The 26,983-nt window shown below is 47.3% G+C and carries 34 protein-coding genes and 1 riboswitch; of the genes, 17 read left to right on the top strand and 17 right to left on the bottom strand.

From position 1 onward, the window contains the following. Nucleotides 1-2: 2 nt before the first annotated feature. From J0L70_RS18335 to J0L70_RS18385, 11 genes are all read right to left on the bottom strand, one after another. Nucleotides 3-194 (bottom strand): hypothetical protein, encoded by a 192-nt coding sequence (locus tag J0L70_RS18335; protein ID WP_287455473.1) that lies wholly within the window; start codon nucleotides 192-194, stop codon nucleotides 3-5. Continuing rightward, nucleotides 191-523 (bottom strand): hypothetical protein, encoded by a 333-nt coding sequence (locus tag J0L70_RS18340; RefSeq protein WP_287455474.1) that lies wholly within the window; start codon nucleotides 521-523, stop codon nucleotides 191-193. Before J0L70_RS18340 ends, J0L70_RS18335 begins: the two co-directional genes overlap by 4 nt. A gap of 71 nt (nucleotides 524-594) precedes the next feature. Further along, nucleotides 595-750 carry a hypothetical protein gene (locus J0L70_RS18345; protein WP_287455475.1) on the bottom strand — a complete coding sequence of 52 codons (156 nt, stop codon included), beginning with the start codon at nucleotides 748-750 and terminating at the stop codon, nucleotides 595-597. Nucleotides 751-828: 78 nt separating this feature from the next. Further along, the gene (locus tag J0L70_RS18350) at nucleotides 829-1,056 is read right to left on the bottom strand and encodes a hypothetical protein (RefSeq protein WP_287455476.1); all 228 of its coding nucleotides are present in this window, start codon (nucleotides 1,054-1,056) and stop codon (nucleotides 829-831) included. Nucleotides 1,057-1,132: 76 nt separating this feature from the next. Beyond that, on the bottom strand, nucleotides 1,133-1,453 hold the full coding sequence (locus J0L70_RS18355) for a hypothetical protein (RefSeq protein WP_287455477.1): 321 nt from the start codon (nucleotides 1,451-1,453) through the stop codon (nucleotides 1,133-1,135). After that, nucleotides 1,425-1,760, bottom strand: a complete 336-nt coding sequence (locus J0L70_RS18360) for a hypothetical protein (protein WP_287455478.1) — start codon at nucleotides 1,758-1,760, stop codon at nucleotides 1,425-1,427. The genes J0L70_RS18355 and J0L70_RS18360 overlap by 29 nt, the downstream gene beginning before the upstream one ends. Then, a complete protein-coding gene (locus J0L70_RS18365; RefSeq protein ID WP_287455479.1) occupies nucleotides 1,753-1,902 on the bottom strand; it encodes a hypothetical protein in 150 nt (49 codons plus the stop codon). Before J0L70_RS18365 ends, J0L70_RS18360 begins: the two co-directional genes overlap by 8 nt. Further along, nucleotides 1,896-2,117, bottom strand: a complete 222-nt coding sequence (locus J0L70_RS18370) for a hypothetical protein (RefSeq protein ID WP_287455480.1) — start codon at nucleotides 2,115-2,117, stop codon at nucleotides 1,896-1,898. The genes J0L70_RS18365 and J0L70_RS18370 overlap by 7 nt, the downstream gene beginning before the upstream one ends. Further along, nucleotides 2,114-3,154: a ParM/StbA family protein gene (locus J0L70_RS18375; protein ID WP_287455481.1), complete on the bottom strand. Its 1,041-nt coding sequence runs from the start codon at nucleotides 3,152-3,154 to the stop codon at nucleotides 2,114-2,116. Before J0L70_RS18375 ends, J0L70_RS18370 begins: the two co-directional genes overlap by 4 nt. Before the next feature lie 99 nt (nucleotides 3,155-3,253). After that, nucleotides 3,254-3,430, bottom strand: coding sequence for a hypothetical protein (locus tag J0L70_RS18380; RefSeq protein WP_287455482.1), 177 nt, complete (start codon nucleotides 3,428-3,430; stop codon nucleotides 3,254-3,256). 72 nt (nucleotides 3,431-3,502) lie between these two features. Then, nucleotides 3,503-3,829, bottom strand: coding sequence for a hypothetical protein (locus tag J0L70_RS18385; RefSeq protein ID WP_287455483.1), 327 nt, complete (start codon nucleotides 3,827-3,829; stop codon nucleotides 3,503-3,505). 427 nt (nucleotides 3,830-4,256) lie between these two features. Between J0L70_RS18385 and J0L70_RS18390 the strand changes: the two genes are divergently transcribed. The 8 genes from J0L70_RS18390 (at nucleotide 4,257) to J0L70_RS18425 (ending at nucleotide 10,330) form a co-directional block, all read left to right on the top strand. Continuing rightward, on the top strand, nucleotides 4,257-4,517 hold the full coding sequence (locus J0L70_RS18390) for a hypothetical protein (protein ID WP_287455484.1): 261 nt from the start codon (nucleotides 4,257-4,259) through the stop codon (nucleotides 4,515-4,517). A gap of 2 nt (nucleotides 4,518-4,519) precedes the next feature. Next, on the top strand, nucleotides 4,520-4,732 hold the full coding sequence (locus tag J0L70_RS18395) for a hypothetical protein (protein ID WP_287455485.1): 213 nt from the start codon (nucleotides 4,520-4,522) through the stop codon (nucleotides 4,730-4,732). 32 nt (nucleotides 4,733-4,764) lie between these two features. Beyond that, nucleotides 4,765-5,349 (top strand): Uma2 family endonuclease, encoded by a 585-nt coding sequence (locus J0L70_RS18400; RefSeq protein ID WP_287455486.1) that lies wholly within the window; start codon nucleotides 4,765-4,767, stop codon nucleotides 5,347-5,349. Nucleotides 5,350-5,583: 234 nt separating this feature from the next. Continuing rightward, entirely contained in the window at nucleotides 5,584-5,751 is a 168-nt protein-coding gene (locus tag J0L70_RS18405; protein ID WP_287455487.1) for a hypothetical protein, read from the top strand. Further along, a complete protein-coding gene (locus tag J0L70_RS18410; RefSeq protein ID WP_287455488.1) occupies nucleotides 5,748-6,434 on the top strand; it encodes a hypothetical protein in 687 nt (228 codons plus the stop codon). Before J0L70_RS18405 ends, J0L70_RS18410 begins: the two co-directional genes overlap by 4 nt. A gap of 244 nt (nucleotides 6,435-6,678) precedes the next feature. After that, nucleotides 6,679-6,846: a hypothetical protein gene (locus tag J0L70_RS18415; RefSeq protein WP_287455489.1), complete on the top strand. Its 168-nt coding sequence runs from the start codon at nucleotides 6,679-6,681 to the stop codon at nucleotides 6,844-6,846. Continuing rightward, nucleotides 6,843-10,013 carry a DUF3854 domain-containing protein gene (locus tag J0L70_RS18420; protein ID WP_287455490.1) on the top strand — a complete coding sequence of 1,057 codons (3,171 nt, stop codon included), beginning with the start codon at nucleotides 6,843-6,845 and terminating at the stop codon, nucleotides 10,011-10,013. The genes J0L70_RS18415 and J0L70_RS18420 overlap by 4 nt, the downstream gene beginning before the upstream one ends. Then, complete coding sequence (locus tag J0L70_RS18425) at nucleotides 10,010-10,330, top strand: hypothetical protein (protein ID WP_287455491.1); 321 nt, start codon at nucleotides 10,010-10,012, stop codon at nucleotides 10,328-10,330. Before J0L70_RS18420 ends, J0L70_RS18425 begins: the two co-directional genes overlap by 4 nt. Here the strand turns inward: J0L70_RS18425 and J0L70_RS18430 are convergent. Beyond that, nucleotides 10,327-11,394: a site-specific integrase gene (locus J0L70_RS18430; RefSeq protein WP_287455492.1), complete on the bottom strand. Its 1,068-nt coding sequence runs from the start codon at nucleotides 11,392-11,394 to the stop codon at nucleotides 10,327-10,329. The genes J0L70_RS18425 and J0L70_RS18430 overlap by 4 nt on opposite strands. A gap of 284 nt (nucleotides 11,395-11,678) precedes the next feature. On the opposite strand from J0L70_RS18430, the gene J0L70_RS18435 reads away from it, so the two are divergent. Then, nucleotides 11,679-11,900 carry a hypothetical protein gene (locus J0L70_RS18435; RefSeq protein WP_287455493.1) on the top strand — a complete coding sequence of 74 codons (222 nt, stop codon included), beginning with the start codon at nucleotides 11,679-11,681 and terminating at the stop codon, nucleotides 11,898-11,900. A gap of 61 nt (nucleotides 11,901-11,961) precedes the next feature. Here J0L70_RS18435 and xth read toward each other — a convergent pair whose 3' ends face one another. Both xth and J0L70_RS18445 read right to left on the bottom strand, forming a co-directional pair. Continuing rightward, a complete protein-coding gene (gene xth, locus J0L70_RS18440) occupies nucleotides 11,962-12,747 on the bottom strand; it encodes an exodeoxyribonuclease III (protein ID WP_287455494.1) in 786 nt (261 codons plus the stop codon). 55 nt (nucleotides 12,748-12,802) lie between these two features. After that, on the bottom strand, nucleotides 12,803-14,005 hold the full coding sequence (locus J0L70_RS18445) for a protein kinase domain-containing protein (RefSeq protein ID WP_287455495.1): 1,203 nt from the start codon (nucleotides 14,003-14,005) through the stop codon (nucleotides 12,803-12,805). A 401-nt stretch (nucleotides 14,006-14,406) separates the two neighbouring features. Here J0L70_RS18445 and gatA point away from each other — a divergent pair, with 401 nt between their 5' ends. The 3 genes from gatA to J0L70_RS18460 are packed head-to-tail and all read left to right on the top strand — an operon-like array spanning nucleotide 14,407 to nucleotide 16,634. Next, the gene (gene gatA, locus J0L70_RS18450) at nucleotides 14,407-15,855 is read left to right on the top strand and encodes an Asp-tRNA(Asn)/Glu-tRNA(Gln) amidotransferase subunit GatA (RefSeq protein WP_287455496.1); all 1,449 of its coding nucleotides are present in this window, start codon (nucleotides 14,407-14,409) and stop codon (nucleotides 15,853-15,855) included. 9 nt (nucleotides 15,856-15,864) lie between these two features. Further along, on the top strand, nucleotides 15,865-16,305 hold the full coding sequence (locus J0L70_RS18455) for an element excision factor XisH family protein (protein ID WP_287455497.1): 441 nt from the start codon (nucleotides 15,865-15,867) through the stop codon (nucleotides 16,303-16,305). Then, on the top strand, nucleotides 16,266-16,634 hold the full coding sequence (locus tag J0L70_RS18460) for a XisI protein (protein WP_287455498.1): 369 nt from the start codon (nucleotides 16,266-16,268) through the stop codon (nucleotides 16,632-16,634). Before J0L70_RS18455 ends, J0L70_RS18460 begins: the two co-directional genes overlap by 40 nt. Nucleotides 16,635-16,661: 27 nt before the next feature. Here J0L70_RS18460 and J0L70_RS18465 read toward each other — a convergent pair whose 3' ends face one another. The 3 genes from J0L70_RS18465 to crtO form a co-directional block, all read right to left on the bottom strand. Continuing rightward, entirely contained in the window at nucleotides 16,662-18,713 is a 2,052-nt protein-coding gene (locus J0L70_RS18465) for an NACHT domain-containing protein (protein WP_287455499.1), read from the bottom strand. A gap of 12 nt (nucleotides 18,714-18,725) precedes the next feature. Then, complete coding sequence (locus tag J0L70_RS18470; protein WP_287455500.1) at nucleotides 18,726-19,184, bottom strand: hypothetical protein; 459 nt, start codon at nucleotides 19,182-19,184, stop codon at nucleotides 18,726-18,728. Between the two features lie 157 nt (nucleotides 19,185-19,341). Next, a complete protein-coding gene (crtO, locus tag J0L70_RS18475) occupies nucleotides 19,342-21,033 on the bottom strand; it encodes a beta-carotene ketolase CrtO (RefSeq protein WP_287455501.1) in 1,692 nt (563 codons plus the stop codon). A gap of 297 nt (nucleotides 21,034-21,330) precedes the next feature. On the opposite strand from crtO, the gene J0L70_RS18480 reads away from it, so the two are divergent. The 5 genes from J0L70_RS18480 (at nucleotide 21,331) to J0L70_RS18500 (ending at nucleotide 26,959) form a co-directional block, all read left to right on the top strand. Continuing rightward, nucleotides 21,331-22,365 (top strand): hemerythrin domain-containing protein, encoded by a 1,035-nt coding sequence (locus J0L70_RS18480; protein WP_287455502.1) that lies wholly within the window; start codon nucleotides 21,331-21,333, stop codon nucleotides 22,363-22,365. A 107-nt stretch (nucleotides 22,366-22,472) separates the two neighbouring features. Further along, nucleotides 22,473-23,360 (top strand): glycerate kinase, encoded by an 888-nt coding sequence (locus J0L70_RS18485; RefSeq protein WP_287455503.1) that lies wholly within the window; start codon nucleotides 22,473-22,475, stop codon nucleotides 23,358-23,360. 93 nt (nucleotides 23,361-23,453) lie between these two features. Next, nucleotides 23,454-23,613: riboswitch (cyclic di-AMP (ydaO/yuaA leader) on the top strand. A 17-nt stretch (nucleotides 23,614-23,630) separates the two neighbouring features. Continuing rightward, nucleotides 23,631-24,479 carry a nitrate ABC transporter permease gene (ntrB, locus tag J0L70_RS18490; RefSeq protein ID WP_287455504.1) on the top strand — a complete coding sequence of 283 codons (849 nt, stop codon included), beginning with the start codon at nucleotides 23,631-23,633 and terminating at the stop codon, nucleotides 24,477-24,479. Nucleotides 24,480-24,684: 205 nt separating this feature from the next. Beyond that, nucleotides 24,685-26,076, top strand: a complete 1,392-nt coding sequence (locus J0L70_RS18495) for an ABC transporter substrate-binding protein (protein WP_287455505.1) — start codon at nucleotides 24,685-24,687, stop codon at nucleotides 26,074-26,076. Nucleotides 26,077-26,119: 43 nt separating this feature from the next. Continuing rightward, nucleotides 26,120-26,959, top strand: a complete 840-nt coding sequence (locus J0L70_RS18500) for an ABC transporter ATP-binding protein (RefSeq protein ID WP_017288151.1) — start codon at nucleotides 26,120-26,122, stop codon at nucleotides 26,957-26,959. The last annotated feature ends 24 nt before the right edge of the window (nucleotides 26,960-26,983 follow it).

Consider the following 26,983-nt stretch of genomic DNA (forward strand, 5'->3'; position numbering starts at 1 on the left):
GTTTAATCCTCCGGGATTAGATTTTGTAAATCGTTGGCAAGGTCTTCAATCAGGAATTGCAGATCAGGCAACTCGTCTTCATCCAAGCCTGAATTTTCGACGATGCTACGAATCTGCTGCATTGTTGCTTTCACGCGCTCTGAAGCCATATGTTCAAGCGCGTGTGGGATGAATTCGTCTTTGAGATTGATCATTGAATTAACCAAGCGATGACTGCCCAACACTGAATCGGATCTGTCAGAGTCGATAAGCTTTCCAGCGCAAACAGCATTGGATCGTTTGCCGATTCGTTTTCCATTGAGGTTTCAACACCATCCCCGATCGCGTCTGAAACGCTTGTCCAGAAATCATCTTGAAGCCCGGACTTCAAACCCCAAGCATGAACCCCAAGCACTGCAACTAATGCCGCTTGATCGTTGTCAGACAGTTTGCAATTTCCCGCTGCATCTTCAAATCGTTCTGCAAATTCCTTAATCTCAGGGATGTCGTAATCTCCGCCGTAATAGCCAATTGATTGAGCCATAATTGAAAAATCCTCAAGTGATTTGTGGGATAGTGCCGTCCGTTAGTTGGTAGCTGGGGACGGCATTTTGATTAGCGTTTCTGGTCAAACTGAGTAATCGCTGGTCGATCGTTCGGAATTTGATTGACTTCGAGCGATCGAACATACGCTGCATGACGCATTGCGACGAACAGAATGAAGCCCATAACCGCAATTCCGGTTACGCGCGACTTAAGTTTTTTCGACATAATGAAAGAACCTCGATAGTAGGGGGAGTAAGTCGATCGTTTTCCTTGTCACAGGCTGGACGATCGGCTTTTGATTTGTCAGGCAATCTGCTGCAAGATGCTTCCAATTTGCATCTCGATGTACTCGCCAGCGACTAAGAGCCGCACTTGATCGCATTGCTCTGCGGCTGGATGAGTGGACTGTACAGCCCGGATGATCGGTTGTAAGTTGTGAGCCGCACTGCCTGTATGTCCTGGCCTTGGATCAATGACGATCGTGCTGTTATCAATTCGTACATCAACATTTTCGAGAATTGCATTGTCCATAATTGAGTTGTCAAAACACTTAAAATGATGGGTTTTGACTCGTCTAGCACTGAGTATCAAAGGGGAACTGCTCGATTTACTTTGACGGCTCCGAGGCTTGCAACATCATTTGCCGCATACGATCGAGTGCTTCCAGTTCCGATGTGGGCAACTCTTTCAGCTTCGCTTCGAGCAGTGCGGTTACTCTAGCGAGGCAAACGATCGTATCTAATCTCGAAACCTGCTCGAATGACTTGCGCCGATTCATATAGCCGTCGAAGTGCGAAACCTCGATCGCGTCTCCCGATACCAGCGCTCTGCCCAGACTTGATGCAAGGAACGCCAAATCGGTGAATCTTGCCTTGAGCATTGAATCGCCACCGTAGAAATTAGCGATTTGATTGAACAGTTCGGACATTGAATTCCTCCCAGGTTGATAGAAAAGTACTGCGGAGATGCTTGCGGAATTGGGCAAAATTTACTCGATCATCGATGCTCATATTCGGGCTAGGCAGATTGAACAAAGTGATATAGGCGATCGCGCAAATATTCGGAGCATTCAACCCGATATCAGCGCACATAGCTTCGAGTAACTCTTGACGGGCACAAATTCCAGCAATACAGCGAAATTCGCTCTCCTTTGCGGAATCTTTTTCGTACTCGCAGAACTGCTTCCAGAGTCGTTGTGCAGGCGGTAAGTGCGGTTTTCGCTTGAACTTAAACACTTTTAATTCCTCCAAGTGCTTTGAGTAGAGCTTTTTGGGAAGCACGATCGTATTTCGCAAGCAGGTGCGGATTGTGCCCGATGGTTACGTTGAGCAACGATCGCGCTTGTCGTTTGATCTTGAGTCGATGGTTAGTTAGCATGATTCCTCTGTTGCCCAATCGCCTAAATCCTCAAGCTCGAAAGCATCAACCTCTCTTGGAGCAAGTTGCTTGGGACTATCAGAGCGATCGCCTGTGAAATAGCAACTCAAGATGTGAGTACAGATCACCGTTGGATCATTGGTGTTTAATTGCCGTCCCACCTCAAAAAAAGCAGTCTGAAGATGGGACGGAATCGAAGCTCTGACCTGCTTCATTTCGCCTCCAGTTGGGCAACCTTGCGAGATGCCAGAGTATAAAGCCCTCGCGCATTTGCCCATAGTGGATCAGCCAGAATCTTGATGCCTTTTTTACTAAGCAGTGATTCAATTCCCGGCAGTTGTGCTCCGCCTCCGACTGCGATCAATGCAGTCGCAGAATCGCGCCGATCCTCCCACGGGCGCACGGTCGGAGCCAGTACTGCTTTGACCCACTTCGGCAACTCTTCACGATAAACCGATTCAAAGTTCCAGTCTGGGTGCTGTGTCCCATAGGTGAATGTCTGCGCTTCAATCCCCTTACGAATCAAGTGTCGATCTCCCTCTTTCAGTAATCGCTCTCGAATCGCGTCATGAGTTGCAATCTGATCGATCAGCTTCTCAACCCCTCCATTCTGGCTGTAGCTGCGATCGGTCATTTTCAAACCGTTGAAGCTGCTCACAATCAGCGTTCCGTTGCCCAAATCGTAAAGAATCGCGTTGGTGATATCAGCCTGCTTTTGGTAGGTGATGATTGCGCCTGTCCCTTCTTCAAGTCCTGCGACAACTTTGATCGAGACAATCGATTCTTTGTTACGGAATCGAACATGATGCGAACCTTCAAGCGATCGTTTCAACGCACTTCCAAGCGTCTTGGAGTCATGTACCGAAACCGCTAGGGCAATGTTCCATTGATCGCGGTGGGCGTACTCTGACAAGGCAGAAAGGAACAGTTGCAGCCCTAGATTAGGTTTTCCTTGCTTGTCGTCGGTGACTCGCCGAATCGAAGTCAACCCGTTGTAGTAAGCGTTGATGCCGCCGATCCATTGCTTACTGATCAAGTCCGCACGATCGCCTCTGAGATATTCGACGTATCCCTTAACTCCGTCCGGTGAACGCTCATCTAACTCATGAATGTAGCTCTCTGTGCGAGTTTCAGACATTGCAGAGACAAGTTTTAACTGCCCGTTCCCGATATCTGCCCCCATAGGTTGAAGTAGGCTGTCATAGTCGATCATAGCCAGTGGTTTAGATGCGTCGGTGTTTTGAAAAATCATGGAAATTAATTCAATCCCTTTCAAGCTAATGGTTTTAGTCGTTTTAGAGTGCTTGGCTATAGTAGGCAGTCTTCACCTGCTATAGCCAAGTGGGGAAATTTAGAACGGAATGAGACTTGCAAAGTAGCAAGCTTTTCTTGTGGGAGAAGTTTTAGCGGAATCATCCCAATCAGCCTCGGCTTTGAGGCGGCAAAGTCCACGATCGGAGCGGCGACACCGTGAACAAATTGGCTCCGTTGTTTTGACAGGAACCGGAATCGTTTGAAGTGATAGCATTGGTGAAACCTCGTGATTGTGGTTTGAAGCCGTCCAATGTTTCTCAGGCAGGGACGGCTTTTTGATTGGAAATTAAGCTTGAACTTCGAGCAGGTCTTCTAATTCACTCTCGGTATCGGTTGGCATTGCGGGAAGAACGATTGTTGGAAGCTGAATCGAAATTCCTCGCTCACTTAACCAAGGAAAAAGCACTGTATCGCAGTAGGCTAGAGTGTTTCGAGCAGTTGCGATCGTCCAGGTGTAGCAGAATCCGATAATTCCGAAAAGCCAGGTCACATCTTTGATGAGTTGCCCGAAATTGATCTCGGCACTAGCTGTACTGCCGTCATCAAGCATCTCGAAAACTGTGTATTTGCGAACGAAGTAACCGATCGTTAATCCCAAAATTAAAGTAAGCATTCTTGAATACCTCGCTGTAGGGTTGAGGCTGGAAGAATCCAGCAGTCGATCGGCCCCATGAGAAGCACGATCGAGTGTGGAATCTTGTGGTTGTGTTCGTGGCGGTTGCAATCCCGCTTTAACGTCCTTTACCAGTCACCCCGGACGATATTGATTGGAAAGTTTCTACTTTCCTCGGAGCTAGCTAGGCTAACCCCTCCGCTCGCTTCGGGCGAGTCCCCGGTCAGGTTCTCGGCTCTCACCGCCCCCGACAAAACTAATATAACCAATGTGATAGCTGTTTGCTATATATTTGCTATCACTATTGCTAATATTTCCAGAGAGACAATAAAGACAAAGTGATAGCTTTTTGAATGCTATTCGATATCTTATTGAGTTAGGTTTGATATTGACGTTCAATTAAGGAATTAAAACCGTGTGCCTCTCAATGCCTCGCAAACAAGCAAACTATCGACTGGACGATCGAGTAATTGACGCGATTGCAGAATTAGCTCAAGACGCTAATTTGTCTGCGAACCGTTACCTAGAAATACTTTTGTTTAACCATGCTAAAGAGCGAGGCAAGTTGCCTAATGAAGCTAAACCTTTGGGTGAAACCCGTGGAGGAGATCGCAGCAAGCCAAAGAAAACAAACTCGACGGCAGAAGAGAGCGATCGCTTAGGTTCTGAGAACAACACGGAGGACTAATCGTGAAGACAGTAGCAGAAAGAATTTTTGAGGCTCTCGACAGGTTTCACGAATCTGAACTAGCTCAGCGCGAGGCAGTGACATCCGATCCGAGTCAACAAGCCAGCGATCTCGCAAATCCCAAAACTCTCGAGAGTGGCAAACGGAAAAAGAAATCCAAAAAGGAAAGCGATCGCACAAATTCAACCGAGGCAGAGCGAGATGAATCAGAGTAATCTTGAGACAGGACAAAGCGAGGTGAATCGTCATGACCCAAGCCAAGCCAAGATTTAGAACGATTGAGGACTATCTCGAATATGACGATGGAACAGACACCCGTTATGAACTGGTTGATGGGGAGTTGATCGCTTTGCCTACTGAAGATCCAATCAATTCCACGATCGCAGCATTTCTACTGCTCACTTTTGCGGCAATGGGGATTCCTCCTAGACGTTTCGCCATAGGGCATCAAATCGAGGTCACATCGGCTGATGTCAGCGCTCGACAGCCGGATCTAGTTGTTCATACCGACGAGTCCATTACCGCATTGCTATCAGGCGAAAAACTGATTCGGATTGCGATGCCTGCTCCTATGCTTGTTGTCGAAGTCGTATCGCCAGGAAAGCCCGGAACCGAGAACTACGATCGCGATTACGTTGATAAACCCAAGGAATATGCAGCGCGGGGAATTTCTGAATTCTGGCGAGTCGATCCCAGTCGCGCAGTTGTGGCAGTGCTGAGCTTGAGAAGCGGCTCTTATCGAATCGCAGAGTTTCGCGGAACTGATCCGATCGTCTCCCCCACCTTCCCAAACTTGCAACTCACCGCAGAACAAGTTCTCAATGCAGGGTGATTTACAAACTTTTGTAAGTTAGGCGATTTCGCTGAATCTCAGCTATAGAGAGCGATCTAGCTGTTACAGATACGTAACAGATGTGCTTCTTTTAGCGATCATTATCTGTAACTAACTAATTACAAATGTGGCTATCCCAGCGATCACAATATTGTTTGAGAAAGGTTTTATTTCTAGTTGACTTTATCGATGAAATCAGGCAATATTCTCACGACTTCTTAGTTCAGTCATACTATGCACATTAAAAGCAAGCCTGTCCGAAGCAAAACCGTATCAGTCGTGCTTTATCCTTGGCAGGCTGAAGCGCTTGCAGCACTTGATCCGAGCGGTCGCCCTAGCACTGCTCTCTATCGAGTTGTGGAGAAAGCGATCGAGGAACATCAGAAGGCTAGCAAGTCGTGAAGATCAAAGTCACACCAACGGATCAAGAAATGCTTTTGGCAACATGCAACGGATTGCCACCCGTCGAGGAGTGGGATCGAACTGAGACGATCAAGCAAGGACAGCACTTTATTGCTGTCCACCAACACTTTCAAGACCTGAAAAAAGCTCTTGCGGCGTACTTCTCAGGGGAAGCAAACCCGATCGGGAAAGATGACGTGAAGCGGAAACGCCTCATTGAAGGCGAAGTCGCGTACTACCTTGGCGTTTACGATCTGTTCTGGTTTGGCTGGAGCGAGATTGAAGCAGAGGTAAGTCAAAATTATCCGAGATCGTGGTTCCCTAGTTCTCCGGGCGAAGCACTCACAACAATTCTTGAACTTGACTGTGAGGCAATGCTGTCGGCTGCAAGGGGCAATCAAGTCAATGTTCGCGAATCTAAAACACTGCTTTCGGGTAGTCTGCCAGATCCTGCCATGTTCCACGGACTTGAAAATAAGCGGGCGTTGAGGACGATCGAGTATGCCGATTCGGTGCGATCGCGGAATGAGTCCGGCTCATTTCTGAACTTCTGCCAATTAGCAATTCAGAAGCGGCTCCGGGGAAATCCAACCTTGAGAAGCAAGCTGAAAGCGTTCAAATGCCTACAGTCGAAGCGCTTTGACCGATTTCGGAAACTCGCCCACAGGATCAAGGGTGCTTGAAATTTCTAAGGAACTATTTTGGTTGAAAAACGGGCAAAAATCGACCTCAAATCTAAGCCCTGAGCAGGTTATGCCCATCTCTAGATCAGACCTACTATTCCTCGTTCCGATCGCTTAGATTGCTCTTAGACACAAAAAAGCACGGCGGAAACCGTGCTCGATTCATAAATTTTCTAAACCCATGATGACACGAAATCGAAATTCTGCGACAAGGAAAATAACTTTCTCTCTCATTAAGTCTCATGTGAGACGAGTTAGATCCAACTGGAGCGATCTCTCACGATCGCTCCAACTAGACTTCCAAACCTCGCTGAACGATCGTATTGCCGAACTCAATCGGAAACCGAAAGAAACTACGACCGTCGCTCGCTGGATTGAACACTTTGAAGAGTGCGGGGGTGGTCAGCCATGATCACTTCCAAAGGATTTGGCAAAGTTCACCCCATTGAAATTGGTGGATCGATTCAGGGTTTTAGAAACCGTCTCGATCGTGAACTAACAGTCAAAGAATGGGCAAAAGAGGACTGGAAATCGAGTGGCATCGCCGACGAGATGATCGTGCTCAATATGCAGACGATCGAGGGCGATCATGCGGTAGAAGTTCTGGCAGAGCATGAGATCGCGCAACGCCAGAGCGTTCAGTACGTCACAAGATCTGCTCAATCAATTCTTAGACGCTACGAGAATGCGGCTCTAGGTGGCTGGCTGAGCTATGGCAGTACAATCGACGGTGATCGCGCAGAAGTTGCTTATTTCAAGTCGAGACATCCTCGAATCGACTTCGAGAAGCGCAAAAAGATTAAATACGAAACGCCTGGAAAGTGCGAGGCGTTGCCGATCTTGCCATTTGTTGATCAGGCGACGGCTGAAAGGGTTTTCGAGAAATACGATGCTGTCCCACTAGAAGGCGAATCTTTCTGGCGAACTGTTAAACGTTGCAGTCTGCCTGTATGTGTTACTGAGGGGCTTAAGAAAGCCGTTCTCTTGACTCAGCAAGGCTATCCAGCGATTTGTCTGCGAGGTGTCGCAAACTGGCATCGTAAAGGAGAAGCTGAGCTTTTCCCAATCCTGCGAGAGTTTGCGACTGAAGGCAGAATGATCCGAATCGTGTTTGACCAGGACGAGAAGCCTAAGACGGTCGCGAACGTTGGAGCGCAGATCAAGAAGTTAGGGCAGGCGTTTCAAGAGTTTAAGTGCAATATTTTCGTAACCACTTGGGATTCCCGAAGCGGGAAAGGGATCGACGATGCCTTTGTTCAAGAGGGTGCGGACTGGGTAGACGCAACGATCGCGGCATCTCTCACTCTGGATGAGTGGAAGAAATGCGGACTGAAGCGGCAATACTTCGAGATCATTCGCAGACTGAAAACTCTGCAAATTACGCCTGATCGCGATACTACTGGCGATTATCTGCCTGAGTTGCCTTCTGAGATTCCGATCGGCTCAATTACTGCGATCGCAGCAAACATGGGATCGGGTAAGAGCTACACGGGCATTAATCGGACAGTGCAACAGTGGATCGAAAATGGCGGCAATGTCTTGCGACTTGACCCACTTCTATCTCTTGGAGCGCAAGGATCGCGGCTCTCAGATATTCCGCATAGTTCGGACTATGATTTGGGCGATAAGGATGGGTACAGCGCTTTCTGCCGAGATATATCAGCACGGCATGGCGCGGCAATCTGCTTCAACTCACTGCATAGAATTCCTACATGGTTTCTCACGGATCGCCCGCTACTGCTTGTTTTAGACGAGGTTAACCAGGGCTTAGATTATTTGATCGAAGGTGGAAATTTAGGAGCGAAGCATTCAGAAATCCTCGATCGCTCTGCCGAGATCTGTTTCATCTGCGGATTCAGAGGGGCGATTATTTCAGCAGAAGCAGAGATTCACCCACGATCAATTGAACTTCTCAAGAAGTTCTCAGGCTCTGCCGATATTCGCTACTTCAAGCACTATCGGCAGAACGCAACGTGGGAGGTAACAATCGGTTCTGGTGACTTGAGCGGCTTTTCAGCCAAGATTCTGTTAGATGCCGTTGAAGAGTTGGGTTACGGAAAATCGAAGCGGTTCTTTATTCCGACCGATTCACAAGCTAGTGGCAAGAAGCTCGATCGTCGGTTACAAGCTGAATTCCCTAACAAGAAGGTTATTCGGATTGATTCGGAAACAAATCGAGGCGGGGCATTTGCTGAATTCTTCGACGATCCGGATACTTGGCTAGAGCAGAATCAGCCTGATTTTCTCATCGTCTCTCCCTCTGTCAGAACGGGTGTTTCGATTACTTGGGAGGGCTTTGACGCGGTTTATGGCTACTTCGTCGGAGCGATCGACCCGGACGGCTGGTTTCAGATGTTGGGTCGGTATCGTCCGAGCGTACCCCGCTTTGTCTGCTGTCCCAAGTTCGTTGTGACGCAAGGCGATGAGTCCTTGATGCTGCCGAAGTCAATTCGCGAGAAAGCGGATCTCGATCGTGCTGCAATGTCGGCTCACTATGCGATCGAAGCTCTCGAAGAAGAAGAAACCGACGATCGTAAAGTTGCAATTCGCCTCGCAGCACAAGAATATTATTCGGAGATGTGCGCTCTACGCGGGGCACAGAAGGCGATCTCTCGTGATTACTTAGAATCTCTTCTAAATGAAGCAGGGCATACTGTCCAGACCGAAGAATGGGGCAGATGCAGCGAAGAACTCGCTGAGCTTGTTCAGATTCGTGACGAAATCGACCTCGAAGAGGCTCAGAGATGGGCAGATTCTGGCAAGTACGAGACAACTGACGCGGCTCATAAGACTCTGGCTTCTGAATGCAGTCTTGAAGACGAGATCAAGGCGAAGAAAACTCTAGCCTGCGATCGCTTCCCTGACATCAATTTTGACGATCTCGATAACTGCTTGTGGATTCTGATTTGCAACCGTGGCAAATTAGGACGCGGTGCGGAAATGCAGGCGGCAACCGAGAATACTTTGGCGACTAAAGAACTCGATCGCGAATCGATTGAGGCGATTTGCTCCGATGATTTGGGAATGACGCATCGGATGAAGCGGCGGTACATTCGCGCTCAACTGCTCCAGAAGAGCGGGATCTTGCAGCTTGCCGATCGTGATGCTAAATTCTCGAATTCTGATCCGCGCTGCATTGCAATCCAGCAATGGGCAGTCAAACACGCAAAGCAGCTTCGATATTATTTCGGACTGACGATTGCACCTGAATACACAGACTCAAAAGGCAGAAGGCAACACACGCCCGTCGATGTCTGCGGCAAACTGCTCAAGAAGATTGGCTTGAAATCTTTGTGCGTCAAGACCCAAGGCAAGCGGGGGGAGCAACGAGAGCGGGTTTACTCTGTATCAGTCGATCGAGTATCGGAAGATTTACAGAGTCAAGCTTGGGAAATGCGAGAAAAGGCACTCGCAGCCGCTAGAAAACGGCTCAACGTAATTGCCCCAATCGACATTGCCACTACGCAATCCGAGCCAGAATCGACTGAGTACAGCGAAGAAAAGCAAACTTCTACAACTGAATTACAGCAAGGCATTGAAGCTCCGTGTTCACAAGATTATTGGAGGCGATCAGCATGACGAACGACGTTGAAAAATTGATCGCCGAAATGTACCTGAATCAGCAGAAATTAATGGCTGAGGTTCAGGCACTCCGATTGCGACTCGAAGGACATCCCGCGATCTCTGATGGTTGGATGACTGCTAAAGAAGCAGCGATCGCACTTCAGACCCACGGCATCAAATCACCAAAACAGCTTCAGAATTTGCGGCTAGATGGGGCATTTAACGAATCCAAGGGCGAAATTCGGAACGTGGGTAAGGGTGAAACTCCGAGATGGCTTTACCATGTTCCGAACTGTAGAAAGGCGTTGGAACGGCGATATCGTGCAGGTTAATCGCGTTTTTTCAGAATGTACGATCGATAAACTCGCTCATTCTCTGCCGCACTTAGCCACCGATGGTAGACCTTCATGTGAACATCAGGCGCATGCCCCATTAATGCGGCTGCGGTAGAGACAGGCAATCCTTCGACAACTGATGCCCGGATTGCCCAAGCATGGCGCAAGTCGTAGGGGACAAACGGCAAATTATAGCGATCGCTTCCGAATTGATGGCTCACTAGCTGCCCTCGGAGGCGATTGTTTGTCTGGGTTGTCTGAGGAGCATTCATCTCGATCAAATTCCATTGTTTTGCCCATTCTGGACGGATTGCATGAGTGATTCTTGCACCTGTTTTAGTATTGCCGTGGACTTTAAGAGTTAGTTCGTCAACTGGCTCACAGGCAAATACTTCATGCGGACGGATACCAAATGCAGCCATCGCGCCATAAGCCCATTTCCATTGCTCATTAGGAATTTTGTCTCGCCATTCTACGATCGTTTCATCGTCAGGCAGATCACGAGCTTTAGGCTCATACTCACCGATGTACTGCAATAAATCGACTTTCAATCCTGCAAATGTTGCAAAATTCTGCAATCGCTGACACGTTAACTCTCGATTGCGGCTGTCCTCTTCTGTGCTGAGAATAACCGCTAAAAGCGTTGGCTCGCTTAAGGTTTCGCCTAATGGTAACTTCCGAAATGTGCAAGCCTGGTTGTTATTCCAAGTTGGCTCTTTGATCCGTCGATGCGTTTTGAAGTAGTTAGTTTTGAATTCATCGAGCCATTGCGCGATCGTCTTTTCGTCAGGATCAGAGTCCGACTGGATGTAAGTTTCCCATGTGAACGAACGCTCCGTTATCAACTGCCCCAGTTTAAGAGCTTCTTTCCATATCTCCTTCAGACCGTCCTTAGATGCGGGGATGCGGAGCGAAATATCATACTGTTTTTGCCCAATCCCGCCATGCTCAGGTTTTTTGGGTAAAGTCGCACGTAGCCCTAAATTCTTGCCTTTGGGAATGACACGAACGGGAATACATGCGGCTTTTAAGCGATCGTTCAACTTTTTAAGTGCGTCCATGCTCAGCCCTAAACTAGCCCTAACTTTTGGTGCAATCAAGGATGATTCAGGACGATTCAGGATGAATTATTACCCCTACTTATAGCGCTCAAATTCCTTGATACGCCTAGTCTAGCGCTACTTTTAGTGTTTTAGTACATCTGCTTTGGGAGCAGGATGCCGCAGGTTCAAATCCTGTCATCCCGATTGATTTAAAAAATGCTGTTTAGATGGATTTTTATCAGATCTATCACGGGTTGGAGCAGCACACTGTGTCAATTCCTCTAGAATCAAGTGCGCAGTGCATGAGCAACAGTATGGGAATTCCAGAGTCAGGATTTGTTATTTTTCTAGGGTTCGGTATCCTCTGCACGATCGCTGGGATTGCAGCAGGTGTATATCTCCTGAAACCGAAAGATCAACCACTCCAGTTCGATCGCTGGGGGTTTGTAGTGCTCATTCCGATCGTGGTTCCGATCGTAGCAGCATTGCTGTTTCAAGTACTTTTTTACTATCGCAGAAGCTAAGAATTGGGCTAAATTGCAAGAACACACGGTTGTTCTTTAGGTTCTAAGCCTTTGGAGGAGATCAGAATTCTACGACAACGGGAGTGTGATCGCTCGGTTGTTCCAATTCACGAGGAGCGCGATCGATGACACAGGAAATTGCTCGATCGTACAAATCTGGCGTTAAGTAATGATGATCAATTCTCCAACCTGCATTCCGACGGAATCCAGCCGATCGATAATCCCACCAGCTAAAATGTCCGCTTTCGGTTGTGAACTTCCGAAACGCATCAGATAACCCCAATTCCAAGACCTGCCGTAATGCATCTCGCTCCACATCGGTTGCCATCACCTGCTTTTCGCGACCTTTGGGATTGTGAATATCAATATCTTCTAACGCAATATTGAAATCTCCACAGACAAGTAGAGAAGGCGATCGCTCTAGCAAAACAGCTAAATATTCTCGCAGCACCTTCAGCCAGCGTAACTTGTAGACATACTTTTCACTATCCACAGCCGAGCCATTGGGAACATAGAGATTCACCACTCGAACGCCGTCAATGACTGTACTAATGACTCGTTTTTGATCATCGAGATCGCCCACAAGCTCCGCCGGGAGAATCGCTCCAAATCCGCGATCGACGTGTTCTAAAGGCGATCGACTAATCAAAGCAACGCCGTTATAGCTCTTTTGTCCAAATGCCGCTGCATGATAGCCGATCGATTGAATCGCTTCATGTGGGAATAACTCATCGACGACTTTTGTTTCTTGTACGCACAATAGCTCGATGGGATTCGCCGTTAGCCAGTCTGTAACATGCGTCAGACGAGTCCGAATCGAGTTGACATTCCAAGTTGCAATCTTCATGAGCCAGGATGAAACAAACGGATTTCATCATCGCATACGTTGCTCAGATTTTGGCTTAAATCAGCGATCGCAATGCCGTTAGAACTTCACGCGCAGACTGGTAGCGATCTGCCGGGTTCGGTTCGGTTAATTGATATAAAACTTCGATCAATTGCGGTAGTAATCCCGGAATCAAATCGGGACTGAAGCGATATTCCTGCCGCCATTGTCGGTAAAACAGATGCGGATGTTGCCCTGAAATCAGAAAGGCTAACGTTGTGCCGAGCGCATAGAGATCAGAAAGGTATGTTGCCTGTCCATTTTTTTGCTCTGGGGCAAGATAAGCGGCAGAAGTCTCATCCATACCCAATCCCCGGACACTGCCAAAATCGACCAACGCAAGCTGATAGGAAGACGTAGCGTGAGCACGGTAAATCAAATTATGAGGACGAAGATCTTGGTGCAACACAGGAGGAGATTGGTCATGGAGATATTCCAAGATTTCGCAGACTTCTACCATCCACGCGATCGCTTGCTTGAGTTCGACTTTGCCGCGATCGCCAATGTAGTGACAGAGCGTCTGCCCAGAAATCCGCTCTGTCACAAGAAAAGGTTGTCCGTCAATCCGAAAAAAATCCCGCCAGCGCGGAAGACCAGGATGATTCAGTTGCTTGAGCATCTTAGACTGACGTTCAAACAAGGCAAGCGCTTGGGGATGATTGATCCAATCAGGATTGAGCGTTTTGAGCAGCAGCAATTCGCCGTCTCGCTCTCCCAGATAGGTGATCCCCACTTTGCCTTGGCTGAGCAGTTGAATCTCTTGATATTTGCCGATTCTCGTTTCATCTTGCTTGCGAATCCACTCCGCACTGGGATGCCCGATAGATACATCTGTATCCATCGTTGTCTTAGAATCTGAAACCGCGATCGTTTGAGTATTGAGCAGAGGCTGAGTTCTATCCTCATCCTCGGTACTCGTAAACGGCACATTGAGAGCCGCAACGGGAATTTTCGCAGGCTCAACAGAACGCTTCACGGTCAGAGTTTCAGGTCGCCCAAAATGAACTTGAAGATTGGGACCCGATCGCGCGAGTCGGAAAATCATGCCATCTCGCACAGGCAATTGTAAGACTCGTTTGCCTTCAAAATAAGTCCCATTCGCACCGAGACTGACCAACTCCCAGGCTAAGTTGACTTGCCGAAGTTCGACGTGGTAACGAGACACAACTGCGCTATACAGCACAACGTGATTGTCAGTCGATCGACCGACTTTTACCACTGGGGAGTCCTCAAAAGTCCAGTGTTGAACGGGCGTTAGCTGAACTGGGTGTAATAAAGTTAGAGTAATCACATGCACGCCACAGAAAACTTGGACGAAAAACTGAGAAATATCGCGAATTTCAGGAATTTGAAATCATAGAGCGCGTAGGAAATTGATGTAAACAATTTAACCTAGCCCCCTAGAACTGACGCAGAAATTATTCCAGCCGCTGACTGAGCCAAGCGCGAATAGAATTCGCAACGCAGTCATAGAAGTTTAAAGTTTCTGCTTTGCTCTCAAAATTCCCAGAATTTGCTAGTGGGATAACGTCTTTTTTTCTAACGCTCGATCTCTGGCTTCCCCTATACTGTAAACTTGTGCAGATTTTTGAGTGCGCACGTCTATTGAGGAAGGTTCGTATGGCATCGATTCGTGAGTTGCATCAGCAACTGATTAGCAAAGAGCGGTCTTGCGTTGAGATTGTGCAGGAGTCGCTGGATCGGATTCAAGCATTGGAGCCGAAGTTGCATAGTTTTTTGCAGGTCACGAACGATCGCGCATTAGAACAGGCGAAGCAAATTGATGCAAAGATTGCTGCTGGAGGAGAAATCGGACTGCTGGCAGGAATTCCGATCGCGATTAAAGATAATCTCTGTACGCAAGGGGTTCCAACCACTTGTGCGTCTAAGATTTTGCAGAATTTTGTGCCGCCTTATGAATCGACGGTGACGCAGAAATTGATCGATGCGGGCGCGGTGATGGTCGGCAAGACGAATCTCGATGAGTTCGCAATGGGCGGATCGACCGAGACTTCAGCTTATGCGAAGACAGCGAATCCTTGGGATATTTCACGAGTTCCGGGCGGATCATCGGGTGGTTCAGCAGCAGCGGTTGCAGGCGGAGAATGTCCGATTTCGTTGGGATCAGACACCGGGGGATCGATTCGGCAGCCTGCTTCATTCTGTGGAATTGTGGGGATGAAGCCGACTTATGGATTGGTTTCACGGTATGGATTAGTGGCATTTGCGTCGTCGTTGGATCAGATTGGACCGTTTGCGCGATCGGTGGAAGATGCAGCAATTTTGCTCAATGCGATCGCGGGATACGATCCGAAAGATTCTACGAGTTTGAAAGTAGACGTTCCTGATTACACGCAGTTTTTAACGACTGACTTGAAAGGGAAAAAAGTTGGAGTCATCAAAGAAACGTTTGGCGAAGGGCTTGATCCCGAAGTCGAGAAATCGGTGAATGCTGCGATCGATCAGCTCAAAGCGTTAGGTGCAGAAGTCAAAGAAATTTCTTGCCCTCGATTCCGGTATGGAATTGCAGCGTATTACATTATTGCTCCGTCTGAGGCTTCGGCGAATTTGGCACGATATGACGGGGTGAAGTATGGGGCGCGGATTGAGGATGCTGAGAATTTAATGGAGATGTATACGAAAACGCGATCAGAAGGATTTGGCGCGGAGGTGAAGCGCCGGATCATGATCGGAACGTATGCGCTCTCGGCTGGATATTACGATGCGTATTATTTGAAAGCTCAGAAGGTGAGAACGCTGATCAAACAAGATTTCGAGAAAGCGTTTGAGGAAGTGGATGTTTTAGTTTCACCGACGGCTCCGACGACTGCATTTAAGCTCGGCGATAAGTCGCAAGATCCATTGAGTATGTATCTGATTGACTTGATGACGATTCCGGTGAATTTGGCAGGATTGCCGGGAATGAGTGTGCCTTGTGGATTTGATTCGCAAGGTTTACCGATCGGACTTCAGATTGTTGGCAATGTGTTGAGAGAGGATCAGGTTTTCCAAGTTGCTTATGCTTATGAGCAGGCGACGGATTGGCATACTCGGAGTCCGAAGTTGTAGGGCTGAAGGATGCCAGCAAAAGATATTTTTCATGAGGCTGTCAGAGAGGCATTAGCTAAAGACGGGTGGGTGCAGATTGCACCCTTAACTCTGAAATATGGCAATATCCGATTAGAGGTTGATTTATCAGCAGAGCGGCTTTTGATTGCTGAGAAGGAAAATATTCAGATCGCGGTAGAAGTCAAAAGCTTTGTTGCTCCGAGCGTTGTGTATGAGTTTCATCAGGCGATCGGGCAATATTTGCATTATCGTTTAGTATTAGAGCGGCTTGAATCACCCCGAATTCCCTATCTTGCAGTTCCTAGCTTCATTTACGATCGACATTTCACAGATGAGTTTTTTCAAGCTAGTCTTCAAGCTCACAATGTTCGACTGATATTGATTGATGTTACGGAAAAGGAGATTCGACAATGGATGCCACCTGTCAGCCCAATGCCACACTCGACGTAAGCCCGAAAAAGAACGATTATCGAGCGATCGTCATTGAAGTTTTGAATCAGTTTTTACACGCTTCTAAAGATGAGATTGAGACGGTTCCAGTGTTCGATACAGTCCACGATCGATATCAACTGCTAGATTTGGGGTGGCGTGAAGATGAACGGGTCTTTTTGCCGATTGTGCATCTCGATTTGATCAACGGTAAGGTTTGGATACAAGAGAATCGTACTGATGTGGATATTGCTCGATCTCTGATGCAGGCGGGAGTCGAACGGCAAGATATTGTTTTAGGATTGCATCCACCGAGTTTTAGACAGATGGGCGACTATGCGATCGAGTGAGCAGGTTATGAGATTGAGCAGTGAGGCTCAGGTTTGCAGGGTGGCGAAGTAGTCGAGGAGTTCGCGGTGGAGAAAGCGGTAGCGTCCGCCGATGCACTGGAGTAGGCGGCGCTCGGTACAGTAGTTGAGGAATTGGGCGAGGTTCCAGGGGATTTTGTGGGTGTGGGTGAGGATGAGGCGGAGACAGAGGTGCTGAATGCAAGCGAGTCCACCACCTAAATAAGCTCCTAGAATCAGTGCTAGTGGCACTCCAGGAATTAGGAAGATTTGTACAGTCTCTGAAAGAACAGTGAAAAAATTAAAATCATACTGCTTTCTGGCTAGATGGATGGCAGCCGGAATTAACGATAGCAATATGAGCAAGAAGGGATAGATAAAAATGCTTGTCCAAGCGGTGTTGTGTAGTGAGTTCCAAATTCCTTGATTAGGCTTAGCACGTCTTTGTAAATCCTGCTGGAACCAGCCTAGTAGGATATAAATTACAGTGAAGGTTGAGGAAATAACAAAGCCTAAAATCATTCCAAGAATTAAATCCCCGTTTAGCCAAAGAATCAGCCCAAAAAGGAGTCCTCCCAGCAGACCTGAGATTGTTCCAAGAATCAGACTAGACAGTGCTGCTTTGCCTGCTACTGACATCGAGATTTGAAATGACTCTATAGTAACAATGTAATCTTTTCCAAAAACTTGCCAGCCAAGTAACCAGCCGCTTAGCGTATTAATCAATCCAAATGTGAGTCCAGATATTAATCCAATTACTAGCCCCGAAATTAAACCAAAAAATAGTCCAATCATTAATCCAAAAAATAGTCCGAATATTAATCCAAACACCAGCCGATACTGTCGTCTTGCTCGCTTCGTCTCCAACCAACTCGGCTGCATTTTCTCAATCAGCAACTCCACCTGATCCCGACTCTGCAACTGTCGCGCCAACCAAGCCAAAGACCGCCGAGTTTCCGACCAATTTGGCTCCGCCTCCACCGTCACATAAGCCCACTGTTTTTTCTCATCCCGCCGAAACTGTCGCTCTCTCTCCCGCGTCTCCCGATATAGTCGCTTCTCAACATACGCCTCATACAATTCTTCTCGACTCGAAAACGGCTGCCCATCATACGCCTCAGCCGCAATACTCAACAGCAACGGAACCTGAAAAATCCCCGGATTCCCGTCTTTGTCCGGCTGCAACATCTGCCGCATCTCTGCCGAAGTTTGAATCGCCTGCCACAACGAATCCAGTTCAATCTCCTGTAAATATTGCTGAATCTGCGTTTCGCTCAGCGATTGCAAACAAATCTGCCCCGGCATCAATCTCAAACTCGCTCCGGCATCCTCATACTCCTGCACCCGACAACACACGACTAAATGCGGATACCCACTCGCAAACTCATTCAGCGCTGCAATACACTGCGTCTGCTGCTCCATTCCCAACTCATCTAACCCATCCAGGAGCGGCAACAGCAATTGTTTCTCAATCCAATCCTTTCCCTGATCTTCCGCCAGGTTAAACCCCGATCGAAGCTGCTGCACCAGCCAATCCTCGATCTTCCCCGTCTTCCAAGTCGATAACTCAAAAATAATCGGAATCACAGAACCCAGATTGTCGATCGCGCCCGCCAACAAATCCTGCGCCAAGGTCAACAGCGTCGTCGTTTTCCCCGCTCCTGGCGCACCCAAAATCAGCAATTTCTTGCGAACATCTTTACGACAGAAGACTTTTACGATCGCGTCATTCAAATCCAGGTCAACTTCTTCCTGACCTTCTGTTTTTAACTTCCGCCGCAGTTTTAGCGATGCCTTACTCGAATTTGCACCATACGGTTTCATCTGCAACGGAATCAAAACATCGTCATCATTCAGCGTAAAATCCAGCCGAGCGATCACATCCTCCTGCATTTTTTCAAGAATACGAGATTGTCGATCGTCCCACTTTTTCCCAGGCTGCGGAAAGGTTTGCAGGAAAGTTTGATAGATCGTCGTACTGCGATCGTCGCCTGCAATCTGTTTCAGATCTCGTCCTGCTTGAGTGAGATCGACCTCGCTATTGTTAATGTCGCCGCCGATGTTTTGATCTTGAGAAGCCATCGTTGTTAATTCTTAAATCCCAAAAAAATGCATCGCCACCCCAAGCCAAGGCGCGATCGCTTTCAAGATCTCCGCTCCCGTCTGCCATAAACCCTTCGCCGCCTCTGAAGTCTCCTGTAAGTTCTTCATCGTCTCACTCACTTGCTTCAGATTCTCGCCAATCAGGGTCTTATTCGCTTCCTTTTTCTTCGCCGCTTCTTTTTTCGCCTCTTTCTTAGCAGCGTCGAGATAATCCAGCATTTCTTCTTGTTCTGTCTCAGCGACCCCGGATGATTTAATCGCTGTTTCTAGCTTTTCCAGCAGTTGCACCACTTCAGCGATCGTCATGCCTTGCGTCTGATCGTCCGAGTCACCGCGCTGAACCGCCGTCAGATCACGACCTGCTTGCGCCATCTGCACTTGGCTACCTGTGACATTTCCACCGATCGACTGAGACTGAGTTGGATTTTCCGGGGGCTTCTTTCCAAACATGAATCATCCTCTAGCTTTTTCTCAATTGTAAGAATTAATTCATCAGCACCACCCAGGATTCCTAATTTTTTAATTCGCTCAGAGAAGCACCGCAGCAAAGAGAAGCTCAATCGTTTTATCAAATCAACCAGCATGAGGATCAAACTATCGATCGTGATTATTTCTGAAACAACCCATCAAAAACAGACTTGATCGAACTGCCTGCATCCCGAAACGTCTGCAAAAACGGTTGCTGAGCATGGAGAAACACTCGCGCACAATTCCGCCCCGGCATTCCCGAAATTGACCCACCCGGATGTGTTCCTGCTCCTGTGAGATAAAGATTCTCGATCGGGGTTTTATAATTCGCAATCTCTGGCAAAGGTCGGAAAAAGACCATCTGCTCTAAGGTCATATCAATGTGATAGTAATTACCTTTGTAAGAGCCAAGCCGTTCCCCTAACTCGGCAGGGCTTTCAACCGCACGAGCGATCGTAGCTGTTTTCACATTAGGCGCATAGTCAGCCAGCTTATCGACGACACGATCGGCAACTTTATTTTTCAATTCATCTGTCCAGCCTGTGCCATTCAAGCCTGTTCCTTCAGCATTCTCAACCTGATAAGGCGCAAAGAATTCAATCCACACCGTATGACCACCCTCAGGAGCCATCGTCGGATCGAGCATCGTCGGTTGAACAATGTACATCGAGGGATCAGCATCGGGAATTTTACCGATCGAAGAATCGTGATGAGCAATTTCTACATGCTTAACCGAATCCGCAATCAGCACTGAACCAATGAGATACTCATCTTTGTGATCGTGATGAATAAATTTCAAGGGTTCAGACATTGCCAGATCGATTTTTAGAATCGTTTCATTATTGTTCACGATTCTACGATCGAGCCTTTCTCGCAAATGTTCATCGGCTGAATCTACATCGCTTGGATCGACGAGTTGCAAAAATACTCGTCTCGCATCAATGTTAGAAATTACGCCACGAGTCGCGCGATATTCCTGACCTGTTGCAACTCTGACACCCACTGCTTTTCCGTCATCAATCAGAATTTGCTTCACTGATTGATCTGTGAGAATTTCCCCGCCTAGAGATTGAACTAATTTTACTAAAGCAGCGGTCAGCGCACCTGTTCCCCCTTGCGGTCGTGCCATTCCTGGATGATGTCGCATTGCCATCATCATTGCTCCGATCGCTAAATTCTTCTGTGAAGGTGGCACACTCATTTCTGCTGCTAATCGAGCTAGAGGTGCTTTGACTGTTTCTGTGTCAAAGTACTCATGCAAAATATCCTCAGCGCTCGAAAGCATCGTTCGCACAAAATCGAGTGCTTTGTTCGTGGAACCAACTACTGATAGAAAATCTTTGATCTTCTTGAGATCATAGTTTCCAGCAATATCAATAATTGACTTAGGAGGAGCATTAAACATGGGAATCATGGCGTTGATCGTCCGCTGCCACAGATCCACAAACTCTGCATACTTTCTCGCATCTCGCTCACTATATTGAGCAATTCCAGCACAAGTTTTTTCAACAGATTGATGCGCCAGAAAGTAAGTGCCATCCGGGTGCGGACAGAAGACAACCGGATCACAGTAAAGATACTTCAACCCATATTTTTCTAGCTCCAGTTCTTCGACCACTGAACCAAGATGGATAAACTCATGATCGATCGCACATCGATTAAAGCGAAATCCAGGTGCTTCTTCGGGTAGAAGTTCTTCGGTTGTCGCGGCTCCCCCTGGAACCGATCTCTTTTCTAGCAAAAGCACTTTGTACCCAGCTTTGAGTAGATAGGCAGCACAGACTAATCCATTGTGACCTGCACCAATTATGACCACATCATAAGTAGACATCGATACTTGCTCCTAGCATTTCTCTCACGTGATGTGCGAACAGTCCTAGCGGCACGATTCGCCTAAGCATCCCATTTTTTATTCTTATTCAAAAGCGTCTAGCACAACTGAGCAAAAGGCAACTATCTAAAGACGAAATTTTAGATTCTACGTGTATCTAGAGTCTGATCCCGAAGGTGATTTACCCAACATTTTAGTCAACCACGGGAATGATGTTGTTTCTAGATGCCTGTGCGAAGCTCAAAGCTGGAACGAATACCGAAATCTCAATAAGAGCAAATTTGGAGAACACTCATTATGGTTACAACAGTAGACGACACGAAACGCAAAGCGATCGCGATGAAGCTTGCGGATATGAAAGCTGTTCAAGAATTAATCATCTCTAATGAACAGGAATTTATTTCAGCAACGACAGATTCTGAGATTGCCAAGCGCTTTCAAGAGATGCTGAAAGATGACCAGAAGAATCTGGGAATCTTGGACACTGTGATTGTTCAATATGGTGTGCCATCTGAACCGAAGCAGACGATTAGCGAATTCGTCAGCAAGATGGATCAGATGATGTCTGGTTCCGAATTGACCATGTATGAAAAGGTGTTTCAACATGAATTGATGAAGCATCAGCAAGTGATGACCGGAATCACGATTCACAAAGCTGCTCAGCGCGTGGGTGCAGATATCGAAGCGGCGATTACTCCACTAAATACTGTCAACTTTGAAAACCGTGCTCACCAAGAGCAACTCAAAGGCGTTCTCGAAACGTTGGGCGTGCGCGAATTGACCGGAATGGATGCAGACCAAGGACTGTGGAGCCGGGTTCAAGATGCGGTTGCGGCACTGTCTGGTGTAGCAGGTAGTGTTGTCACGCAAGCGAGTGGCAAGTCTGATATGAACATTCAAGATGTGATTCGGATGGATCACCAAAAAGTGAATGTTCTGTTTGCTGAAATCAAAGGAACGCAAGATCAAATGAAGCGCAAAGAGTTCTTCACTCAGTTGGCGAGTGACTTACGCGCTCATGCGATCGCTGAAAACGAAATTGCTTATCCCGCAGTTCGAGGTAAGTATGCTGAAAGCGACTTGCAAGAACTTTACGATGAGCAAAATTCCTGGTTCCCCGCACTTGAAGCGATGGAAAAAATGGACATGATGTCGGATCAGTTCATGTCTGCATTGAACAAGTTGATGGATGAGATCATGGATCACGTTCGTCAAGAAGAAAGCACGTTCTTTGCAGCATTGCGCGATAACTTCAGCAGTTCTGAACTAGAAAATCTGGCAACTCAGTTCAAGGCGAGAAAGAGCGAAGTACAAAAAGCTGCTGCTAAATAATCGCTGCACGAGCTAGGGTTTGATTTCAGGGGTTATAGACCGGGGGATAGATTCTCCCGGTTTTTTTGATTCAATAATAGAATTGCGACGGATAAAGACTTGATTCTATGGATATTGATTATGAGTCTGAAAGGAATCGATCCGAGTTTCTTAAAATCCACGAAGCTGCGATCGTAGAACTCTGCAACGAACTCGAAATTGTGCCCGACCCTGACACCATTAAGAAGATCTGGGTACCTTTAGCCTTTCAGATTGCACATTGGCGCAACGCTCAATCTCGTGTTCTCATTCAGGGGTTTCTAGGTGGGCAAGGCACTGGAAAAACGACCTTAACTAAAGTCCTTGCGCTGCTTCTCAACAAGCTCGGCTACTCGACTGTGAGTTGGTCACTTGATGATTTGTATTTGCCGTATGTCGATCGAGTTCGGTTGCGAACTCGTGATCCGCGAATGATTCGTCGAGGACCACCTGGAACGCATGATGTGCAATTAGGCATTGAGGTTTTACAGCAGTTTCAGCGGGGAGAGTTTCCGATCTCACTGCCCAGATTTGATAAATCGGCTCATGGAGGCGAAGGCGATCGCAGTGAGCCAGAACTCATTACACAGGCAGATATTATTCTCTTTGAGGGATGGTTTGTGGGAGTACGCCCGATTGTTTCTGAGTTCGAGATTGTTGCAGATCAGCAATTCGCACAAGCCATGAATCAGCAATTGCAGAGCTATGTACCGTTGTGGGAATTACTCGATCGCTTCGTGATTCTCTATGTTCCAGAGTATCAACTGAGCAAACAATGGCGGAAAGAAGCTGAGCATAAAATGATTGCTCAAGGTAAAGCTGGAATGAGTGATGCTGAAATCGATGAATTTGTCGAGTACTTTTGGCAAGCCTTACACCCTGAATTATTCATTCCGCCCCTACTAAAGCAGGCAGATTTAGTTCTAGAGATCGGAGAGGGGCACAGTGTTCGATCGATAAATTATCCAATCGATTGAGAATTTTTATGCATTCTGCTGTGAGAGGATCATGAAATACTTCTAAAGAAAGATTGTTCATTTTGATACTTCGATGGTAAAGTATCTCCTATTCGAGTCGGTCAGCTTAATTCAGAGAGTAATCTCTGAAGCGGAGGAACCAGTTTATTCGGGGCTTACTGTTGTGAGCTTAGTTATTTCTAAGTAACCCAATGGGGGGCATCTCGCAGCCCTCGCCCGTCAGCTAACTTCGTCAGCATTCGAGAGTGTGGCTCTGGAGAATCTAAACTTATGATCCTGCAAATCAATTTGGCAGCAATGTTTGCTGTTGTTTCTCAAGCGATGGGGCGGCGGGTTCGTCCAGTTATTAGTCGCGATCGTGTCTTTTTACCGTTCCTAGGTTTTCTAGGTGTGATTGTGCTGTGGTGGGCGATCGCGCTTGCGAAACCGGAGTTGATTCCAACGCCTCCTGAAGCATGGGTGGCAAATTTGGATTACATTCTGCATCCGTTTTATCGTCGAGGCCCTGGAGACTTAGGATTAGGATGGCTCTTACTTGCGAGTTTGCGGCGGGTATTGATTGGATTTAGCTTGGGTGCATTGGTAGCAATTCCAGTCGGCTTTTTGATTGGCATGTCTGAAAAAGCCATGATGGCGCTCAATCCAGTCATTCAGATTTTTAAGCCCGTTTCGCCGCTAGCTTGGTTGCCGATCGCGCTTTCTATTTTCAATCTGGCTGATCCTTCAGCAATTTTCGTGATCTTCATTACTTCACTTTGGGCAACGATTATCAACACTGCGTTGGGCGTATCGAGTGTTCCAAAAGATTATATTGATGTGTCGCGAGTGTTAGAAATGCCGCAGTGGCGGCGGATTCTGAAGATTGTGCTCCCTGCTAGCTTGCCGTACATTTTTACAGGTTTGAGAATTAGCCTGGGAATTGCTTGGCTGGTGATTGTGGCAGTCGAAATGCTAACTGGCGGAGTGGGAATCGGATTCTTTGTGTGGGATGAATGGAGTCGATTGAATCTTAGCTCTGTGTTTTTAGCCGTGTTTGTCATTGGCTTAACAGGATTGCTATTAGATTTTGGATTAGCCCAGCTTGAAGCTCTAGTAACACATCGTCGGCGATCGGTTTAGCTTCGAGAAACTCTCTAGAGAATTGCGTGCTATCAGGAACGATTGATAGCAATTTGTAGGCTTAGCAGATCTTGAAAATTTAGAGGTTTCAAAACTTAAAGTCCCTGATTCTAGGAGCTTTAGACGCTAAAGCCGAAGTTACTGTAGCACCCTTAAACCGAACCCGACATTCAACTGAACATCCTCCGAATGCAGAGAGTAGAGCATGAGAAATTGGACAAGACGAGCATTTTTAATCGGCGCGGGAACATCGACTGTGGCAGCTTCACTGCCTTCATGTGCGATCAATGCCAGTCGTGCACCCCAAGGACTCTCTGAGGCTGCAATGTCAGTTACTCCTGTGATTCAATCGAGCGAGTTAGAGAAACCGAATTTGACGATCGGCTATGTTCCGGTCAATGACTGTGCGCCATTTGCGATCGCTTGGGAAAAAGGCTTTTTTCGCAAATATGGCTTGAATGTACAATTGAGCCGTGAAGCCAGTTGGGCGACCTCACGAGATGGCTTAATCTTCGGTCGCTTAGATGCGGCTCCCGTCGTTGCCGGAGCAGTTACAAATGCGCGAGTTGGAGCAGAAGGCGCGCGCCATGCTCCGATGTGTGCTGGCATGACCATTCATCATCACGGAAATGCGATGACGATGAATCGCGCAATGTGGGAGTCAGGATTGCGTCCTTGGTCAGCATACAACGGCAACTTAGACACATTTGGGCAAGACTTTCGACAGTACTTTGATAACTTACCTTCAGAGCAACGAGTCTGGGCAGTCGTCCTCAGTTCTTCAATCTACGAGTACTTTGTGCGCTACGTTGCTGCAGCAGCAGGAGTCAATCCACTCAAAGAGTTTCGAGTGATTATTGTGCCCCCGCCCCAGATGGTGACGAATGTGCGGATTGGCGCAATGCAAGGTTACATGGTCGCTGAACCCTGGAATACACGGGCAATTTCAGGGAATGAAGGCATCGGGTTTACTTTTGCTCAAGGACGAGAGATCTGGAATGGACATCCCGATCGCTTACTTGCGGTCATGCAATCTTTTATTGATGAGAATCCCAAAACTTATCGGGCATTACTCAAAGCGATGATCGAAGCCTGTCGCTACTGTGATCAAAATCGAGAAGAAGTCGCTCAGATTATTTCAGCGCGATCGTATACCGGAGCAAATGTGAAATTTACTCGACCAGCGATCGTCGGAGACTACAACTACGGCGGATTTGATGGCAAAAATCGAACCGTGAAATCAGATTCGACAACCATGTTCTTCGACATGCCGAAAGATGTGCCTCACGTCAAAGATGAGCATTCTACTTTTATGTGGCAATCGCGCAGTTTATGGCTGATGACCCAAGCAGCGAGATGGGGACAAATCAAAGAAATTCCGAAAGATGCGGATCAGATTGCAGCAAAATCTTGGCGCACCGATATTTATCGCGAAGTCGCAGCAGAGTTGGGAATTGCTTGTCCAACTGAGGATTACAAAGTTGAGCCATCAGCAGCATTTATCGACAAGAAAGCGTTTGACCCAAGCGATCCAGTCGGGTATCTCAACAGTTTCGAGATTCGGGCGAGTCAAGCTACAAAAGTCTATTTTTCCTAGGTTTATTTTTCGTAGTTAACGAGTATTTTAGAAGGAGTTCTTCATGACAAAATTCAACATGCTCAATGCGCCAAAGCCTGAGTTTGGGATGTCATATGCACCAGCATTTCTTGAAATTCAGCAGCTTTCTAAATCGTATAAAAACGGCGATCGCGAAACTGTGATTCTCAAAGATGTCAATTTAACGATCGGGGAGCGCGAATATATCTCGATTATTGGGCATTCGGGCTGTGGGAAGTCTACGTTGCTAAAAATTGTGGCGGGACTAGAGCGATCGACTTCAGGTTCCGTTTTACTCGAAGGGCGAGAAATTCGCAAACCCGGAGCAGAGAGAATGATGGTGTTTCAGAACTATTCATTGCTGCCTTGGTTAACCGTTCGACAGAACATTCGCTTAGCTGTCGATGAAGTGTCGCGAGGCTTGTCTGCGGCTGAGAAAAAACAGGTTGTCAATGAACACATTGCCATGGTGAATCTCAATGCTGCGGCTGATAAGTATCCGGATGAGATTTCAGGCGGCATGAAGCAGCGAGTCGGGATTGCGAGAGCATTAGCAATCCGCCCAAAAATGCTGCTGATGGATGAGCCGTTTGGAGCCTTGGATGCGTTGACGAAGAGTAAATTACAGCGACAGGTACTAGAAATTTGGGAGCAGCATCGGCAAGCGGTGATGATGATTACGCATGATGTCGATGAGGCGATTTATATGAGCGATCGCATTGTGCTGATGACGAATGGACCTGAAGCTACGATCGGAGAGATTCTAGAAGTCCCGTTTGAGCATCCCCGCGATCGAGCGAAGATTCGCAATTCTCCTGCTTACTATGAACTGCGGAATCATGCGCTGAATTTCTTGGACTCGCATTTTGAGTCGGATGAGTAATCGTCGATCGCATTCATTGTGCAG

The sequence above is a fragment of the Leptolyngbya sp. UWPOB_LEPTO1 genome (genome assembly GCF_017302695.1).
Lineage (GTDB): Bacteria > Cyanobacteriota > Cyanobacteriia > Leptolyngbyales > Leptolyngbyaceae > Leptolyngbya > Leptolyngbya boryana.